The 18,117-nt window shown below is 61.4% G+C and carries 15 protein-coding genes and 1 tRNA gene; 10 read left to right on the top strand and 6 right to left on the bottom strand.

Annotation, left to right across the window (positions count from 1 at the left end):
• Positions 1 to 218: 218 nt before the first annotated feature.
• Positions 219 to 605, bottom strand: a complete 387-nt coding sequence (locus AC1DYO_RS31575; protein WP_023685221.1) for a MerR family transcriptional regulator — start codon at positions 603 to 605, stop codon at positions 219 to 221.
• Between the two features lie 300 nt (positions 606 to 905).
• Positions 906 to 2,324, bottom strand: coding sequence for a magnesium transporter (mgtE, locus tag AC1DYO_RS31570; protein WP_477268500.1), 1,419 nt, complete (start codon positions 2,322 to 2,324; stop codon positions 906 to 908).
• Positions 2,325 to 2,625: 301 nt separating this feature from the next.
• Here mgtE and AC1DYO_RS31565 point away from each other — a divergent pair, with 301 nt between their 5' ends.
• The 10 genes from AC1DYO_RS31565 to AC1DYO_RS31520 all read left to right on the top strand — a co-directional run bounded on the left by AC1DYO_RS31565 (position 2,626) and on the right by AC1DYO_RS31520 (position 14,753).
• Positions 2,626 to 3,480, top strand: a complete 855-nt coding sequence (locus AC1DYO_RS31565) for a MipA/OmpV family protein (RefSeq protein ID WP_477268498.1) — start codon at positions 2,626 to 2,628, stop codon at positions 3,478 to 3,480.
• Between the two features lie 26 nt (positions 3,481 to 3,506).
• Positions 3,507 to 4,283, top strand: a complete 777-nt coding sequence (locus tag AC1DYO_RS31560) for a response regulator (RefSeq protein WP_477268507.1) — start codon at positions 3,507 to 3,509, stop codon at positions 4,281 to 4,283.
• On the top strand, positions 4,280 to 5,605 hold the full coding sequence (locus AC1DYO_RS31555; protein ID WP_477268496.1) for a sensor histidine kinase: 1,326 nt from the start codon (positions 4,280 to 4,282) through the stop codon (positions 5,603 to 5,605). The genes AC1DYO_RS31560 and AC1DYO_RS31555 overlap by 4 nt, the downstream gene beginning before the upstream one ends.
• Positions 5,606 to 5,941: 336 nt before the next feature.
• Positions 5,942 to 6,562 carry a LuxR C-terminal-related transcriptional regulator gene (locus tag AC1DYO_RS31550; RefSeq protein WP_477268505.1) on the top strand — a complete coding sequence of 207 codons (621 nt, stop codon included), beginning with the start codon at positions 5,942 to 5,944 and terminating at the stop codon, positions 6,560 to 6,562.
• Positions 6,563 to 6,708: 146 nt separating this feature from the next.
• On the top strand, positions 6,709 to 7,899 hold the full coding sequence (locus tag AC1DYO_RS31545; RefSeq protein WP_477268494.1) for an aminotransferase class V-fold PLP-dependent enzyme: 1,191 nt from the start codon (positions 6,709 to 6,711) through the stop codon (positions 7,897 to 7,899).
• An 11-nt stretch (positions 7,900 to 7,910) separates the two neighbouring features.
• Positions 7,911 to 8,873 carry an HpcH/HpaI aldolase/citrate lyase family protein gene (locus AC1DYO_RS31540; RefSeq protein ID WP_181055906.1) on the top strand — a complete coding sequence of 321 codons (963 nt, stop codon included), beginning with the start codon at positions 7,911 to 7,913 and terminating at the stop codon, positions 8,871 to 8,873.
• An 18-nt stretch (positions 8,874 to 8,891) separates the two neighbouring features.
• Positions 8,892 to 10,076 (top strand): malate--CoA ligase subunit beta, encoded by a 1,185-nt coding sequence (locus AC1DYO_RS31535; RefSeq protein WP_181055905.1) that lies wholly within the window; start codon positions 8,892 to 8,894, stop codon positions 10,074 to 10,076.
• 14 nt (positions 10,077 to 10,090) lie between these two features.
• Complete coding sequence (gene sucD / locus AC1DYO_RS31530; protein WP_477268492.1) at positions 10,091 to 10,990, top strand: succinate--CoA ligase subunit alpha; 900 nt, start codon at positions 10,091 to 10,093, stop codon at positions 10,988 to 10,990.
• Between the two features lie 87 nt (positions 10,991 to 11,077).
• Entirely contained in the window at positions 11,078 to 12,046 is a 969-nt protein-coding gene (locus AC1DYO_RS31525) for a 2-hydroxyacid dehydrogenase (RefSeq protein ID WP_477268490.1), read from the top strand.
• A 37-nt stretch (positions 12,047 to 12,083) separates the two neighbouring features.
• On the top strand, positions 12,084 to 14,753 hold the full coding sequence (locus tag AC1DYO_RS31520; RefSeq protein ID WP_477268488.1) for a phosphoenolpyruvate carboxylase: 2,670 nt from the start codon (positions 12,084 to 12,086) through the stop codon (positions 14,751 to 14,753).
• A 192-nt stretch (positions 14,754 to 14,945) separates the two neighbouring features.
• Here AC1DYO_RS31520 and AC1DYO_RS31515 read toward each other — a convergent pair whose 3' ends face one another.
• The 4 genes from AC1DYO_RS31515 to AC1DYO_RS31500 form a co-directional block, all read right to left on the bottom strand.
• Positions 14,946 to 15,329 carry a hypothetical protein gene (locus tag AC1DYO_RS31515; protein ID WP_477268486.1) on the bottom strand — a complete coding sequence of 128 codons (384 nt, stop codon included), beginning with the start codon at positions 15,327 to 15,329 and terminating at the stop codon, positions 14,946 to 14,948.
• A 319-nt stretch (positions 15,330 to 15,648) separates the two neighbouring features.
• Positions 15,649 to 16,383, bottom strand: coding sequence for a hypothetical protein (locus tag AC1DYO_RS31510; RefSeq protein WP_477268485.1), 735 nt, complete (start codon positions 16,381 to 16,383; stop codon positions 15,649 to 15,651).
• Positions 16,384 to 16,447: 64 nt separating this feature from the next.
• On the bottom strand, positions 16,448 to 17,632 hold the full coding sequence (locus AC1DYO_RS31505) for a DUF3644 domain-containing protein (RefSeq protein WP_477268483.1): 1,185 nt from the start codon (positions 17,630 to 17,632) through the stop codon (positions 16,448 to 16,450).
• Between the two features lie 151 nt (positions 17,633 to 17,783).
• Positions 17,784 to 17,865 (bottom strand) — tRNA-Leu (locus AC1DYO_RS31500).
• Positions 17,866 to 18,117: the final 252 nt, after the last annotated feature.

Raw genomic sequence — 18,117 nt, 5'->3', positions numbered from 1 at the left:
GATCAGCCAGGGGCGAAACGTCTTGCTCATGCCCCAAAGAATCACGCCGTAATCCAGCTGTCTAGGCGCAGCCCGCCGCCGACCGCTCATTCCACACCCAAATACGGGGACAGGCTCCTAGGGTCTCCGCGACGGAGCTTCACTCCTGCTTCGCCCTAGGATGACGAAGTTCGGAAGCCTTCGGCTAACCCCAAACGTAGGCGATCGCCACTCAACGCTCAGGTATTAACGCCTAGCTCCACCAATCGCTCGACGCAGGACTCTTCGGCCTGGTCGAGCTCCGCCAGCGTCTCCTCGAGGTCGCGTCGCTTCTGGCGCAAATCCTCGCGCTTCTCCTCGATGCGCTTGATCATCAGGTTGAGTTGGCCGACCTCGCCGGGCGGTTCCTTGTACATCTGGATGATTTCGCGGATTTCGTTGATCGAGAAGCCGAGGCGCTTTCCGCGCATGATCTGGCGGATCAAGTGCCGGTCCGAAGGGCGAAACAGCCTTGTGCGGCCGCGCCGCACCGGCTGCACCAGCCCTTCATCCTCGTAAAAGCGCAGCGTCCGCGTCGACACGTCGAATTCACGGGTCAGTTCGGTGATCGAATAATATTCCCGCATTCTTGCTCCCAAACCTGAACGTGAGCGACGCCTGCCAAGCGGCGCGCCCCACTCATCCCGATCAACCATGTCCCATGCCGGACTCGACATGAAACCCCGGTACGAACCTCGCACGGCATTTACGTAAAAGTCAATTGACGTGAGACGTTACCAACTTGAGCTAGGTTGTTGAGTTTCAGGTCAGGCCGAGTCGAAAATGGTTGATACGGAGAACCGGAGCGGAGCGTACTTTTCGTACGTGAGCACCGGAAGCGCAGGTATCAGCCATTTGCAGGCCGGCCTCACCTGAATATCAACAGCCTAGGGGATGGCGAACCACCAGGTGGCTAGCCCAAGGAAGGCAAAGAAGCCGACCACGTCGGTGACCGTGGTGACGAAAACCGCCGACGCCACCGCCGGATCGATCTTGAACCGGTCGAGCAGTAGCGGGATCAGAATACCGGCGAGCGCTGCGACGAACATGTTGATGATCATCGCCGCCGCGATGATGCCGCCCAGATTGGGATCGCGGAACCAGGCAGCCGCGACGATGCCGATCAGCACGGCGAAGATGATACCGTTGATGGAACCCACGCCCATCTCGCGGCGGATGATGCGGCCGGCATTGTAGATGTCGAGGTCCTTCGTCGCCAGCGCGCGCACCGTCACGGTCATGGTCTGCGAGCCCGCATTGCCGCCCATGCCGGCCACGATCGGCATCAGCACGGCCAGCGCAACGATATGCTCGATGGTGCGGTCGAACAGGCCGATCACCGAAGCCGCCAGGAACGCGGTCAGCAAATTGACGAGCAGCCAGGGAACGCGCGAGCGCGAGGTCGACAGAATGCTGTCGGACAGCTCTTCGTCACCGACGCCGCCCATGCGCAACAGATCTTCCTCGGCCTCCTGCTGGATGACGTCGACGACGTCGTCGATGGTCAGCACGCCAACCAGCCGCTCATTCTCGTCGACGACGGCTGCGGACAGAAGATCGTACTGCTCGAATTCCCGCGCCGCCTCTTCCTGGTCCATCGTGGCCGGAATGGCGTGCCGTGTCTCGTGCATAACCTCCCCGACCTTGGTCGCGCGCTTGGTGCGCAGGATCTGGTCGAGGTCGATGGCGCCGAGCAGCTTGAAGCTCGGATCGATGACGAAGATCTGGCTGAATCGGTCGGGAAGGTTCTGGTCCTCGCGCATGTAGTCGATGGTCTGACCGATGGTCCAGAACGGCGGCACCGCGACGAACTCGGTCTGCATGCGGCGACCGGCGGTCTCTTCGGGGTAGTCGAGCGAGCGGCGCAGCCTGATCCGTTCGGTGAACGGCAGCTGCGACAGGATCTCGTCCTGGTCTTCCTTTTCGAGGTCTTCGAGAATGTAGACGGCGTCGTCGGAATCGAGTTCCTGCACCGCCTGGGCAATCTGCGCATTGGGCAGATTGTCGACGATCTCCATACGGATCGCCTCGTCGACCTCGGTCAGCGACGAAAAGTCGAAATCGGCGCCGAGCAGCTCGACCAAAGCGCGGCGCTGTTCGGGGTGCAGAGCTTCGAGCAGATCACCGAGTTCGGACTGGTGCAGATCGTCGACTTCGCGCTTCAGCGTCAGCGTGTCGCGATCGGCGATCGCGGCACCGATCTGCGCCAGGAAGGACGACAGGACGGCGCCATCCTCGCCATAGATGTCGGCGTGGGCATCGTCAGCGGCTTTGGCGCCGCCCGTCTGTTCGTGTTCGCCTTCCACCGGCGCCTCCCGCCATCGCAATCCCGCAAAAGGTGCCTGTCAGGTCTAGACCATGATCCCGAAAAGGGGAAACCGGTTTTCGGAAAAGATCATGATTAAACACTGAGATAGGCGGTGGCGCGATTTGGCTTGAGAGCACGCCACATGGTCGCACGACGTTATGCGGAGGTCGCTTCGTACAGTCGCCAAAAAGCGACCAAGATTGCGCAACAAAAATTAACATCACTTCATGCATGCAGCCACCTTCGCCTGAAATACTCCGAGCATCAGGGGCTCACCGCCTCGCTGCTCTGGAGCATGCATGTTCAATATGGATACTGGAATGTTTGCCGGCCGGGCCTCTCTTGCGGCGATGGCAGTGCTGTTTTCAACGCATTCGAGCATCGTCCTGGCGGCTGACGCCATTGCCGTGAATTCCGATGACTTTAGCCCTCCGCCCGACCCTTCCCGTTTCGGACACTTCGAACAAAAACTGGCCGACTGGCATGTCGTCGTTGGAGGCGGCGCCATCATCGTCCCCAAATACGAGGGCAGCGACGAGTTCAAGGTCATGCCGGTGCCTTTCGTCACCGCGACGTTCCTCGATACGGTGACGATCGATCCGACGGGCGCCAACATCGCGATCTACGAACAAGGCCCGTTCGAATTCAGCGCGCGGCTTGGCTATGAGATGGGCCGCAAGGAAGACGACGCCGACCACCTGCGCGGCTTGGGGGATGTCGACATGGGCGCGACAGTCGGCGCGAAGGCCGCGGTAAAGTTCGGCTCGGCTGAAATCTTTGCGCAGCTCGACAGGACCATCGGCGGCAGCGATGGTCTCGAGGGCAAGGTCGGGATCGAGGTCAGCCAGCCTCTGTCCCAATCATTGGTGGTCGGCGCCAGTGCAGCCGCCGTCTTCGCGGACGAAAATTACATGCAGGCCTATTTTGGCGTCACGTCGGAACAATCGGCTCGCTCGGGGCTGGCTCGCTATGATGCTGGTGCCGGGTTGAAGCGCGCCGATTTTTCAATTTCCGCCACATATATGCTCAATCAGAACTGGATGGTGCGGGGCGAAGCGGGGGTCGGCATTCTCTTGGGTGACGCCGCCGACAGCCCGATCGTCATCGACAAGGTTCAGCCTTCAGGGATGCTTCTGGTCGGATACCGGTTCTGACATCCACGCAGGCACCTATGCAGGCTATGGCAAACTCCGAGATCGCACGGCAAAGGCACCCAAGCGATTTGAGCGCCGAATCCAGATCGACAAGACAAGGTTCGCGTATCCTCATCGTCGAAGACGACCTCGAAATCGCGCGCATGCTGGGTGACACGCTCACCGAAAACGGCATGATCGTGGAAATAGCCGGGAACGGCGTTCGGATGGACGCCGCGCTTCGCAACCAGAAATTCGATCTTATCGTGCTTGATGTCATGCTGCCTGGCGAAAACGGCCTCAGCATCTGCCGCCGTCTTCGCGCGCAAACGAACGTTCCGATCCTGATGCTGACCGCCCTTGGCGAAGAAATCGACCGCATCTTCGGACTCGAGATTGGCGCGGACGACTACGTGACGAAGCCGTTCAGCGCGCGCGAACTGACGGCCAGGATACGGGCGCTGCTGCGCCGCACGACCTACGCTCCCGAGGAACGGGATCGGTCGAAGGTGCTTCGCTTCAACGGCTGGCGCCTCGACCCCATTCGCCGGCAATTGCATGATCCGAGCAACGCGCGGGTCGCGACCACCACGCATGAATTCGACCTGTTGCTTGCTTTCTGCCGTAATGCGGGCCGGGTTCTCTCGCGCGAGGAACTCCTCGGCGTAACCCATGCAGGGCTTGCCGGGCCAATCGAGCGCAGCGTCGATGTTCACGTCAGCCGGATCCGCCAGAAGATCGAAAAGGATGCGCGCGATCCGGTGCTTCTCAGGACCGTTCGGCTGGGCGGTTACATCTTCACCGCGACGGTTGAGGAAGCATGAGGGATTTGATCCGCCGTTTCCTGCCGCAGTCTGTGCGTGGGCAGTTCGCGGCAGTCATCATCATCACGGTGGTTGTGATCCTGTCCGTTGGATCGGTCGTCGAAAATGTTACAGCGAGTATCGACCTGCCGGCTGTCGACGACAGCGCCACACGAACCGCCGTGGTTGCTGCCTTGTTGCGCGAAGCACCAGCGGAAGCTCGCAGCGTGATCTTGGCAGCGGCGGCGCGAGCGGGTTTTGATTTCAAGGTACTGCCCAAGAAGCAGATCGACAGTATTCCAATTTCCTATCTTCAATGGCGAAATATCGAATGGCTTTTCCGGTTCAACAACGAACCGACGGATGGACGTTGGCTAACAATCGACGGTGAATATGCCTTTGTGCTGGATCTGGACCAACAGGCCGTCCTGGCTCATTTTGGCGTGCCCGATACCTTGCTGACATCAGGTTTTATCCGTTCCCTGTTCTACAAATTTATGGCTTTTGTCGCCTTTCCTGCCCTGATTTGGCTTTTTGCAGTATGGGCCGTGACAAATCCCCTAAGACGCATTTCGACCGCTGTCGGGTCGGCAGAGATCGAGAACAGCGACGAGCTTTTCATCGAACGCGGCTCCATCGAGATGGTCGGCCTGGTGCGCGCTCTGAACAGGATGAGAACGCGTATCCGGACGATGATCGAGAACCGCACGCGCATGTTGCGCAGTGTCAGCCATGATCTGCGCACGCCTTTGACGCGGCTGCGGCTTCGCGCCGAGCGCATGGATGACGGCCTCACCCGAACCGCGATGCTGTCCGATGTCCAGCATATTGAAGAGCTGATCAACGAGACTTTGACCTATCTGCGCAACGATGTTTCGACGGAGAAGCTGCAACGCGCAGACATTGCCAGCGTGCTGCAAACAGTCTGTGCCGAATTCTCCGATGTCGGGTTTTCGGTCTCGTATTCCGGACCGGATCGGCTTCTGGGCTGGTGCAAACCCAATGCGCTGGCGCGTGCGATCACCAATCTCTGCGACAACGGGGTTAAATTCGCCGGCAATGTCACCGTCGCATTGACGCTGACCGAGACGACGGCGCGCATAGCGGTCGGCGACGATGGACCGGGCATTTCGATGACGGCGCGCTCCCGCGTGTTCGAGCCATTCTTCAAGGAGGACACATCGCGTGGCGTTGCCTCGAAGCATGGCTTCGGTCTTGGTCTCTCGATCGTTGCCGACATCATCCAGGGTCATGGTGGCAAGATCGAATTGCAGGATAATCAACCGACAGGGCTCATCGTGACCGTCGATCTGCCGAACGGGCCAGTTGCCTCGCCATCATAATGGCTCCCCGGGGTTCGGCGAGCGCATGTCAGGTTGATCCCGCAACCCACGGAATTTCAAACGAAATGCGCCCTCCCGCCTGGACGGCGACACTGGCAGGCGAGATCACTCCGGCCGGCGCTGACAACACCAATACCATCAAAAACCGATGTCCCGCCGGCTTAAGGCAGCGCGACAGCGCATGTCGCTGGGGAAAGAGCACCCCCGCACAGTTGGGGCAGAATTGTCATGATGCAGGTCCAGGCAATGGCCGGACCGCTGGATTGCAACCAGAACAGCCGGAAGCCCTTGAAGATCAGGTCGCAGACAGAAACCAAGGCAACCGCGGAACGGCGCGTGCGCGTGGTCGTGGCCGAACGCAATCCGCTCGTGATATCGGCGCTGCGCGAAATGCTGGAATGCGACGGCCGCTTCGATCTCCTCGCCTGCGTGCAAAGCGGCAGGCATTTCCTGGACCTGGCAACGGAAGGTGACTTCGACGTCGCCGTCATCGGCTGGAAGCTCTCCGACATGGACGGCGCCGATGTGCTGGCCGAGGTTCACAGCCGCAAGCTCGGCGTGCGCATCGCGGTGTTTTCCAACGACCATGACATCGGCATCCTGAAACAGTGCGTGCGCCTCGGCGCCCAGGGCTACTGCTTCCAGTTCGACGATCCGTCGATCATCTTCGAGACCATCCTGGCGGTCGCGCATGGCCGCATCTGCATCCCTTACATCGACATCAACAAGGTCAACGACACGCCCTTGTCGCAGCTCACCGTGCGCGAACGCGAGCTGCTGGCGGTGCTGTCCGACGGCTGGACCAATCTGCAGATCGCGACGCGGACGGGGATTTCCGAGAACACGGTAAAATACCACCTCAAGAATCTCTACGACAAGCTCGACGTCCGCAACCGGGCGATGGCGGTCGCGCTCTATGCGCGCGAGAGGCGTACCCAGAAACAGCCTTTCGGGTAGGCAAGCGGCGGGCCGCGGGTAGGCCTACCGGGTAGGCCGTCCCCACCCGTGCGCGGCGAGATGTTACCCGGCAAGGTGTTGTTGCCTTTAGCCGTCGAAACGAAACTCCCCATCACCGCTTTGCTGGATCAGGAGGAGTTCGCACCATGGCCGGTTTCACCCATCTTTTCATTCCCGGACCGACCAACATCCCCGAACAGGTCCGGCAGGCGATGAACCTGCCGATGGAGGATATGCGCGCCGCGTCCTTCCCCGATCTCACCTTGCCGCTGTTCGAGGACATCAAACGCGTCTTCAAGAACGAGACCGGCCGCGTCTTCATCTACCCCTCCTCCGGCACCGGCGCTTGGGAAGCGGCGATGACCAATGTGCTCAGCCCCGGCGACCGCGTGCTGATGTCGCGCTTCGGCCAGTTCTCTCACCTGTGGGTCGACATGGCCGAGCGCCTCGGCCTCGAGGTCGATGTCATCGATTGCGAATGGGGAACGGGCGTACCGCTCGAGCTCTATGCCGAGCGGCTCAAGGCCGACAAGGCGCACCGCATCAAGGCAATCTTCTGCACGCAGAACGAGACCGCGACTGGCGTAACCAGCGATGTCGCCGGCTGTCGCGCCGTGCTCGACGACGCAAACCACCCTGCCCTGCTCTTCGTCGACGGTGTCTCCTCGATCGGCTCGATCGATTTCCGCCAAGAGGAATGGGGCGTCGACTGCGCCGTCAGCGGCTCGCAGAAGGGTTTCATGCTGCCCGCCGGCCTCGGCTTCCTGTCAGTCAGCAAGAAGGCGCTTGTCGCTTCGCGGAGTGCTACGCACCGCCGCTGCTTCTTCTCTTTCGAGGACATGATCCGCGCCAACGATGCCGGCTATTTCCCTTATACGCCGGCTACACAGCTGCTGCGCGGCCTGCGCGCCTCGCTCGACCTGATCGCCGAGGAAGGGCTGGACAACATCTTCGCCCGCCACCATCGCCTCGCCGAAGGCGTGCGCAAGGCGGTCGACGCCTGGGGCCTGAAACTCTGCGCCAAGGCGCCGAAATGGCATTCCGATACGGTCAGCGCCATTCTGGTGCCCGAAGGCATCGACAGCGCGGACGTCGTCAAGCGCGCCTACGGCACCTACCAGACGTCGCTCGGCGGCGGCCTCAACAAGGTGATGGGCAAGGTCTTCCGCATCGGCCATCTCGGCTGGCTGAACGAGGTGATGGTGCTGGCTTCGCTGTCGGCCGCCGAAATGGCGCTGCTCGATTGCGGCGTGCGGCTGGCGCCGGGTTCCGGCGTCGGCGCCGCCATCCAGCATTTCCGAGCCTCGGCCGCCGTGCCGGTCGCTGAAGCCGCCTGAAGGAGCCGACGATGAGCCACACCATCAACCATCTGAAGAAACTGCGGCTGCAGCGCAGCGAGCTGGCGGTTCCCGGCTCCAGCCCGGAAATGATCGACAAGGCGGCGAACAGCGCCGCCGACTTCATCTTCCTCGACATCGAGGACGCGGTCGCGCCGCCCGACAAGGAACGCGCCCGCAAGAACATCATCCAGGCGCTCAACGACATCGACTGGCGCGCCAAGGGCAAGACCGTCTCGGTGCGCATCAACGGGCTCGACACCCACTACATGTACCGCGACGTGGTCGACGTCATGGAGCAGGCCGGCGACCGGCTGGACACGATCCTGGTGCCGAAGGTCGGCGTACCGGCCGATCTCTATATGGTCGAGGCCATGGTCAACCAGATCGAGATGGCCAAGGGTTTCAAGACCCGCGTCGGCCTCGAAGCGCTGATCGAGACCGCGCTCGGCATGGCCAATGTCGAGGCGATTGCCGCGACGCCCGGCCGTCTGGAGGCCATGCATTTCGGCGTCGCCGACTATGCGGCGAGCTGCAAGGCGCGCACCGTCAACATTGGCGGCCTCAACCCCGACTATCCCGGCGACCAGTGGCATTTCGCTTTGTCGCGCATGACCGTCGCCTGCCGCGCCTACGGCCTGCGCGCCATCGACGGGCCGTTCGGCGACTTCTCCGACCCGGAGGGCTACATCGCCGGCGCCAGGCGCGCCGCGGCGCTGGGCATTGAGGGCAAATGGGCGATCCATCCCTCGCAGATCGCGCTCGCCAACGACGTCTTCTCGCCACCGGAAAAAGAGGTCACCCGCGCCAGGCGCATCCTCGAAGTGCTGAAGGAGGCGGAGGCGCAGGGCAAGGGAGCGGCCGCACTCGACGGCAAGATGATCGACGCAGCGTCGGAGCGCATGGCCAGGAACGTATTGGTGGTCAACGAGGCAATCGAACGCGCTGGCCAACCGCGCGTCGCCACGCATTGACTGTTCAGGGAGGATAAAATGGACATTCACGAATATCAGGCCAAGGAACTGCTGGCACGCCACGGCGTGCATGTGCCGCGCGGCGGGCTGGCCTATAGCCCCGAGCAGGCAACCTACAGGGCGCGCGAGATCGGCGGCAGCAAATGGGTGCTGAAGGCGCAGGTGCACTCCGGCGCGCGCGGCAAGGCCGGTGGCATCAAGCTCTGCGCCAATGACGAGGAAATCTCCAACGCCGCCGAAGCCATGCTCGGCCGCAAGCTGGTGACCCAGCAGACCGGGCCGCGCGGCAAGCTGATCTCACGTCTCTACCTCGAAGAAGCCGTCGACATCGCGCAGGAGCTCTATGTCGGCTTCGTCCTCGACCGCAAGGAAGAGCGCGTCATGATCGTGGCCTCGGCCGCCGGCGGCATGGAGATCGAGGACATCGTCGAGAAGGCGCCCAATTCGATCCTGCGCACATCGGTCGATCCCGGCGTCGGCATGCAACGTTTTCAGGCCCGCGAGATCGCTTTTGGCCTCGGCCTCGACCACAATTTGATCGGCAAGGCGACCGAGACCATCTTCGCCTGCTACCAGGTGTTTCGCGACTACGACGCCTCGATGCTGGAGATCAATCCGCTGGTGGTGACCCGCGACGGCAACCTGATCGCGCTCGACGCCAAAATGTCGTTCGACGAGAACGCGCTGTTCCGCCGGCCGGAAATTTCCGAACTGCGCGACAAGAGCCAGGAAGACCCGCGCGAGACCTTCGCCAGCGACCGCGGCCTCTCCTATGTCGGCCTCGACGGCAATATCGGCTGCATCATCAATGGCGCCGGTCTGGCCATGGCAACCATGGACATGATCAAGATCGCCGGCGGCGAGCCGGCCAACTTCCTCGACATCGGCGGCGGCGCCTCGCCCGAGCGGGTGGCGAAATCCTTCCGCGCCGTGCTCGGCGACAAGAATGTCGAGACCATCCTGGTCAACATCTTCGCCGGCATCAACCGCTGCGACTGGGTCGCCGAGGGCGTCATCAAGGCGATACGCGAGGTCGGCGTCAACGTGCCGCTGGTGGTCCGTCTCTCAGGCACAAGGGCCGAGGAAGGCCGCCGCATCCTGGCTGATTCCGGCGAGGCGGTGATCGTCGCCGACACGTTGGCCGAAGCCGCCGAAAAAGCCGTCGCCGCATGGCGCGCGGCCACCAAGAAAAAAGCAGCCTGAGGGAGGTCGAGAAAATGGCAATCCTGCTCAACCGCAGCACCCGCGTCATCGTCCAGGGGTTCACCGGCAAGATCGGCAGCTTCCATGCCGACGACATGAAACGCTACGGCACCAAGCTGGTCGGCGGTGTCACCCCCGGCAAAGGCGGCCAGAAGCATCTCGGCCTGCCGGTCTTCAACACGGTCAAGGGCGCGGTGCGCGAAACCCGCGCCGAGGCCAGCATCGTCTTCGTGCCGCCGCCCTTTGCCGCCGATTCGATCATGGAAGCAGCCGACGCCGGCATAAAACTCTGCGTCTGCATCACCGACGGCATCCCCTCGCAGGACATGATGCAGGTCAAGCGCTACATGCTGCGCTATCGCTACGAAGACCGCATGCGGCTGATCGGCCCGAACTGCGCCGGCGTCATCACGCCGGGACAGGCGCTGATGGGCATCATGCCCGGCAGCATCTACCTGCCCGGCCGCGTCGGCATTGTCGGCCGCTCCGGCACGCTCGGCTACGAGGCGGCCTCGCAGATGAAGTCGCTCGGCATCGGCGTGTCGACCAGCGTCGGCATCGGCGGCGACCCGATCAACGGCTCATCCTTCAAGGACATGCTGAAACTGTTCGAGCAGGACGACGAGACCGACGCCGTGGTGATGATCGGCGAGATCGGCGGGCCGCAGGAAGCCGAAGCCGCGATCTGGGCGCGTGACAATATGCGCAAGCCCCTGATCGCCTACATCGCCGGCCTCTCCGCTCCGAAAGGCCGCCGCATGGGCCACGCCGGCGCCATCATCTCGGCCTTCGGCGAATCGGCACAGGAAAAAGTGGAGATCCTGAAGGAAGCCGGTGTGGTCATCGTGCCGACGCCGTCGTCGTTTGGTGAGGTGGTTGCAGAGACGCTAGCGGGGATGAAGAAGGCGGCTTGAACGGCGGTCGGACGAGGCCCGCATAGAACAATGTGACGGCGGGGCTGGCGCCAGGCATCGCCACCCCCTCGATCGGCAGGATATCAGATGAAACCGCGTTTGATTGTTACTCGCAGATGGCCGGCTCCCGTCGAAGCGATCCTCGCCGAACGCTTCGACACGACGTTCAACACCAGCGATACGCCATTGAGCCCGGCTGCAATGACGTCCGCCTTCGCCGATTATGACGCGATCCTGGCAACGGTCAGCGACCGCTTGCCTGACGCGGTGTTTCCAGAATCCTCCGCCCGCACCCGGATCATTGCCAATTTCGGCGTCGGCTTCAGCCACATCGATGTCGCGGCCGCCCGCGACCGCGACATCGTGGTGACCAACACGCCCGGCGTGCTGACCGATTGCACCGCCGACCTGGCGCTCAGCCTGATATTGGCTGTCGCGCGCCGAACCGGTGAAGGCGAGCGCCAGCTACGGGCCGGAGAATGGCGCGGCTGGTCGCCGACGCACATGGCCGGCGCGAAGGTGTCGGGCAAAACCCTTGGCATTGTCGGCATGGGCCGCATCGGCAAGGCAACAGCCAGGCGCGCGCATTTCGGTTTCGGCATGAAGATCGTGTTCTTCAATCGCTCGCCGGTCGACGATGAGGAGACGCGCGCCATGGGCGCGGTGCAGATGCAGACTATGGAAGGGCTGCTCGCGGCATCCGATTTCGTGTCGCTGCACTGTCCGGGCGGCGCGGAAAACCGTCATCTCATCGATGCCCGCAGCCTGCGTTTGATGAAACCCGGCGCATTCCTGATCAACACGGCGCGCGGCGATGTCGTCGACCAGGATGCGCTGATCGGCGCACTGGAAAGGCATGAGATCGCAGGCGCTGGCCTCGATGTCTTTGCCGAGGAACCGGCCGTTCCGGAGGCGCTGAAGCGGTTGGAGAACGTCGTGCTGTTGCCGCATCTCGGCAGCGCGACCGAGGAAACGCGCGTGGCGATGGGCATGAAGGTGGTCGAGAACCTGACCGCCTTCTTCGAGGGTCGCCCGGTCCCCGACCGGGTTGCTTGAAAGCTGGCCGCCAGCCTCGGCCCGGGAGGAAAGCGTTTTGGAACAAAGCAAACCCATCAAGTTTCGCGAAGACGAGCGCAGCCTGCTATTGCGGCTGCTGCTTCAGGTCGCCAGCGCGCGCGAGCCCGAGATCGCCTCGGTTCTGAGCGGGCGGCGGTCACTTGTCTCCCTCGCTCCGGAGCAGCGCATCCCGGCGTTGCAGGCGAGCGGCGTATGGTTCCAGTTGCTGGCGATCGCCGACGAGTTGCTTGCCATGCGGGCACGCCGCGAGCTCGAACAGGGCGCGGGCGTCGACGAAGTGCCGGGCTCCTTCGCCAGCGTAATCGCGCAGATGGCGGCGCACGGGCGCTCGGCGGCCGAAGTGCAGGCTGCGTTTGATGAACTTTGCGTCGGCCCGACCATGACCGCTCACCCGACGGAGGCCAAACGCGTCACGGTTCTGGAGATCCACCGCCGCATCTATCGCAAGCTGACCGAACTCGACCAGCCACGCTGGGCCCCGCGCGAACGCGAGCTTCTGGTTACCGATCTTGAAAGCGAGATCGAGCTGCTGTGGATGACGGGCGAGCTGCGGCTGGAGCGCCCGACGGTCGAACGCGAAATCGCCTGGGGCCTGCATTTCTTCCGCGAAGTCATTTTCGAGGCGACGCCGCAGCTTTACGGCAAGCTTCAGGACGCCTTCCAGCGTCACTATCCCGGAGAGCCGGTCAGAATCCCTTCCTTCATGCGCTATGCCTCGTGGATCGGCGGCGATCGCGACGGCAACCCGAACGTCACCGCCGCCATGACCGCCCGTGCCTTGGCCGACTACCGCAACACCGCCATTGGCTGGTACCTGACGCAAATGCAGCGGCTGGTGACGGTGCTCAGCGCCAGTTCGAACGTCGTCGACCTGCCAGCCAGCTTCACACCGCTGCTGCAAAAGGCACTCGATAAAAGCGGACAGGCGCATGACATCGCCGCGCGCAATCCTGACGAACCGCTTCGCCAGTTCGCCTCGGCCTTGTTGGCCCGGCTTGAGGCCACACGCGATGGCGAAGCAGCCGCCTATCCCTCCGCGGAGGCGTTTGGTGCTGATCTGCGCGGGCTGGCTCTCGTCCTCGAAGCGATCGGAGGGCGTGCGGTCGCCCGACGTTTCGTCCAGCCGCTGCTCTGGCAGCTCGGAAGCTTCGGCTTCCGGACGGTCTCGCTCGACATCAGGCAAAACTCCACTGTCGTCAATCGGGTGCTGGCCGAGATCTTTGCGCTGGCAGACCCGGTTGCATCAGGTACGCCGCAATGGTCGGCGCGCATCCGCGCAGCCCTTGGCCAAAGCGAGCGGTTGGATATCGACGCGGATCGGCTTTCGCCCGAGGCAAGGGAGCTGCTTTCGACATTCTCTGTCATCGCGAACCAGACCGCCGGCTCCGACAGCGATGCCGTGGGTTGTTTCGTTCTCAGCATGACCCGCTCGGTCGACGATCTGCTCGCGGTCTATCTGCTGGCGCAATATTGCGGGCTTTCGACCGCGCCCGGTGGCGACGGCACGATCAGGCTGCGGATCGTGCCCTTGTTCGAGACCATCGCCGATCTGCAGGCGGCCCCCCGCATCCTGAACGGATTGCTCGACACTGCCGTAGTGAGGCGGACGGTGCGGGATTTCGGCGCGCGCCAGGAAATCATGCTTGGCTATTCGGATTCCAACAAGGACGGTGGTTTCCTGGCCTCCAATTGGGAACTGGCCAAGGCGCAAAAACGCCTCGCTGCCGTCGGCCGCAAGCACAAGGTCAGGATCAGCTTCTTTCACGGCCGTGGCGGCTCCGTCAGCCGTGGCGGCGCGCCAACCGGCCGGGCGATCGCGGCGCAGCCGGCAGGTACAGTCACTGGGTCCATGCGGGTGACGGAACAGGGCGAGGTCGTGTCGTCGAAATTCGCCAATCGCGGCACCGGCCTCAACCAGCTCGAGATCCTCGCCGCTGCCGTTCTGGCTCATACCGCCGTATCGCCGGGCGACGTCGAAACAAAACAGACACCCGAGTTCGACGAAGCGCTGGAAGCGCTGGCGGGCATGTCGCAGGCCTCCTATGCCGGGTTGATGGCAGAGCCAGGCTTCCTCGATTATTTCAACCAGGCGAGCCCGGTCGCGGAGTTGGGCCTGCTGAAAATGGGCTCACGGCCGGAGCGCCGTTTCGGCGCCGGCGGCATTGCCGACCTGCGCGCCATCCCCTGGGTGTTCGCCTGGAGCCAGAACCGCCATCTGCTGACCGGCTGGTATGGCATCGGCAGCGCGCTGAGTTCCTTCGTCGCGGTGCGCGGCGATGCTGGGCGAGAGCTTCTGGGGCGCATGTTCGAACACTCGCGCTTCTTCCGTCTGATCGTCGACGAGGCGGAGAAGACGCTCTACCAGTCCGACATGGAGATCGCGCGGCTCTATGCCGGGCTGGTGTCCGACAGCGATGCGTCCCACCGGATCTACACCCGCATTCTCGCCGAGTACAAGTTGACACGGGGCCTGATCCGCGACCTTACCGGGGGTGATCTTTCCGTGCGCTTTCCAATGTTCAAGCGGCGTTTCGACAGTCTGCGGCGTCAGATGGACGACATTCACCGGTTGCAGGTCGATCTGCTGCGTGAAGTCAGAGCAGGCGCGGCGGATCAAAAGCGGTCGACCGACGCCCTGCTTGTCTCGATCAACTGCATCTCCTCAGGCCTTGGGTGGACGGGATAGGCCCGGTTTTCGCCGAGCTACCGACGTCACCTGGCGTCATCGTGCCGACGCCGTCGTCATTTGGCGAGGTGGTTGCCGATACGCTGGCGGGGATGAAAAAAGGCGGCGTGAGCCGATTTCGGCCCGGCACAAACCCAGAAGCGGGGCGACCATGCCCCGCTGAAATCATAGAAACAGTTCCTACAGGTTAGTTCACCGGAACGTGTAAATGGAGCCTGACCCGTACTCCGACACCACCGTTACCTTGACGCCCCGACGCACCCAGCGTCCACCAAGGTGCTCAACGATATACCGGACTAGCCGTCCGGTATATTTCTTCATTTCGTCGGTGAAGCCAGCCGAGCCCACATGTTGAAGCACAAACGGCTCTGTGGCGATGACCGGCGGTCGCGAGGGCGCAGCGATCACGGCGCCCATCAAGACAGCGACACCGAGCCTAGAAGTCAACAACTCATAGATACCCTGCCCTATGGGTGTCCCATAGGCGTTACCGTGAGAGCCCGGATCGAAGGTGAAGCCGTCTAGGTTCGGATCGCGACTGAGGCTGATTCTGTCGGGTCTGTAGTTGTTTGGCATCACGCCACTCCTTTGTTGAGGTTGCTCCAAATGAGCATTTCCTTCGCGTTGATGCGTAGGCGCATCCTGCTAGGGTGAGACGGCATATAAGCGACTCTGAAGGCGCCGTCAAGACGTCACATAAGCCGCCTCAACGTGTAAGCAGCCCATGATGCCTCGCATATAAAAACCTATTCTCGATGGCCACAAACCAGGATGGACAATGGGACCTGCGTACCTCGCGAGGAAGCGCGTCCACAGGGATAGTGTGGCGCGCCTACGACAGCGGGTCCAAGCATTGCACATCGCCCGACGGTTCACCGGCATAGCTAGGATGGCGTTAGACCCTGACCATCCGAAACCTCAGTCTGGTGAGGTCGACCTCCAAGTCGGTGGTGAACGGCTCCAAATAGGTCTGGGCGTCGAAGCCTCTGAATTGCACGCCTTCGGAATGCAGAGCCTTAAATACCCGGCACACCGCCGAAATAAAGATTGGCATAACATCGAGATAGACCTGTTTCGAAGGATAGTGGTCAGCCGCCGCCTTCTTGCGGATCTGCTCGAAGCCGAGCCCCCTCTCGATTAGCGTAAATCTACTCCGCGCGCGCTCAATGGACGTGGCTGTATCGCGGTAGGGCGAAGCGCCGTCTGGATCTAGCCGAGCCTGGAAATCTTCCAGTCTGAGATGGTATTCCATCAACGATGGTGTTTCGTCCTTGACCCAGTGCCTGCCCAAAAGAAACGCCGCCCCCCGCCATGAGGATGGATTATCGCAAAGCAGCCATAACTCGGACTGGAGACTCTGAAATAGAGGATGGTTTCGGTGATGGATGGCATTGCGTAACGCGATCAGAAGAGAACAATCCGCAAAATCGAAATAGGCGAAACGGCGCTTTGACACATCGTAGAGCCGGTGGAATGCCTCAAGCTTGGCTTCCATGGCGCGATCAACGTTGTGAATGGCCTCCTCGCGGTCAACGCGAAACAGCTCACCGAAGCGCATATGCGCCTCGACGTATAGGCGCATCGTATTTGCGAGATTGCTGATCGCCGTCTCAATAGCAATTGTTTCCATGTCCCCAGCCCCTCTAACCCATATCGGACCGCTCATACCCAAGCAGATAGCTGCAGGGCAGTCGTCAGAGCTTTTCGGCCCGAATCGCTGCGAGCTTCACCGGGTCTGCCACGTCTGCTGACAGTTTTTCTATCCAGGCGTCGGAATACGTGTAATCGCGATGAGCCTGGTGGTAGAGGCAAAAATCTTTGTTCGTGTTTTCAGGATTTTGCGCTCCAGATTTCGGCCGGGCTTTATAGTGTCGCCACGCCTTAGTGTGATCGTTGTTAGTGACCATCACGCCAGAATTTTCGCGAACGAGTGCAACAACCTTCATGGGTTTGTGAGGGTACATTTCGTCGGCCGCTTTTAGGTAGCCGAGCACATTGTGTATCTCTTTGCCTTCGGCTGACTCCGGCTTGAAAAATTGGAAGTGGGTTTTCGACTTCGCAGCGTTTTCCAGAGTGTAGATGACCCGAAATTGAAACTCGATGCTCTGAAGCTGCGTCTCCGACATTCCATCCATAAGATGCGCATCAACGGCGGCGATGTGTGCGGGTACTTCGTAGTGGTTCAGCATTGCGGCTTGCTCGATGTTTAGCTTGCCAAATTGTAGCGCAATCGAGAGATCGTGCGCGAGTGTCAGCCGGTCACCAAATAGCGAACAAAGGGCCGTTTCAAAGTTGAGGCAACAGGCCTGAAAGAGCGGCAGCCATTGCAAATCCGCCTTACCGAGCATGAGGTGCTCCACCTTGTCACGGAGTTTTTTTATGGCCCGGAGGTTGTTGCGCACCCCGTCGGATAGAGGGCAATCGTCTCGCTCGATCATTTGCCCAAGCAGCAGCGAGTTGCCATCATCATTTACTATGGCAACTTCCTTCCGCTGATAGAATTCATGCAGCAGATAAGTCCAGGCTATGTTGACCAGAACCGCGAACACTTCGCTCTTAAAGCGAAGTGATGGGCTATTGAAAATTTGCACAGCCAAGCACATCGCCTCTCGTGATCTAATAAGCCGTTCGTCGTCGTAGCGGTTTAGACCTGTCTGCGGATCGAAAGCATTCTTGTGAAGGATGTAATATTCGACCTCGGCCTCAGTGGCAGCTGCCTGTTGGGCATCCTTTTTGACCGTCGCGACGCGGGCGAAATTGATCGTTGCTTTCCGGTGCAAATTGACTAGGGCGTGTACGTCCTGATTTGTTCGACCCTTAGCGAGCAGCGCTTTTACGACTCGCTTTTCCTGCACTGTGAGAGAACCGCCAGCAACCATACCGCCCTCCCCAGCTTACAGCCCGCGTTCGGGAACTATGGATGCAAAGCGATATGCTGGAAAGTGGTAATCGAAGGTTGCATCAAATAGGGGAATGACAAACAGAAAGCCGCATAACCTTTTGGGATTACACAGTTTTTGAATTTTTTGTTGCGATCGATTTGACTCGAACTTCCGCGGGTTGCCCCACAGCGACCTCAACGCTGCGCGTCTACCAAATCCGCCACGACCGCTCAATGAGCAAGTCCCGAGGACACTATCGTCATCATCGTGCCGACGTCATCGTCCTTCGGTGAGGTGGTTGCCGAGACGCTAGGAGCCTGTCCCCGTATTTGGGTGTGGAATGAGCGGTCGGCGGCGGGCTGCGCCTAGACAGCTGGATTACGGCGTGATTCTTTGGGGCATGAGCAAGACGTTTCGCCCCTGGCTGATCGATCAGCCGCAGCTGCCTGGCTGATCGATCAGCCGCAGCTGTTTCCGGCCTC

This window comes from Mesorhizobium sp. P2_F5, assembly GCF_056403715.1.
Note: the sequence above shows the minus strand (reverse complement) of the source record. Positions and strands in the feature narration are given on the sequence as shown.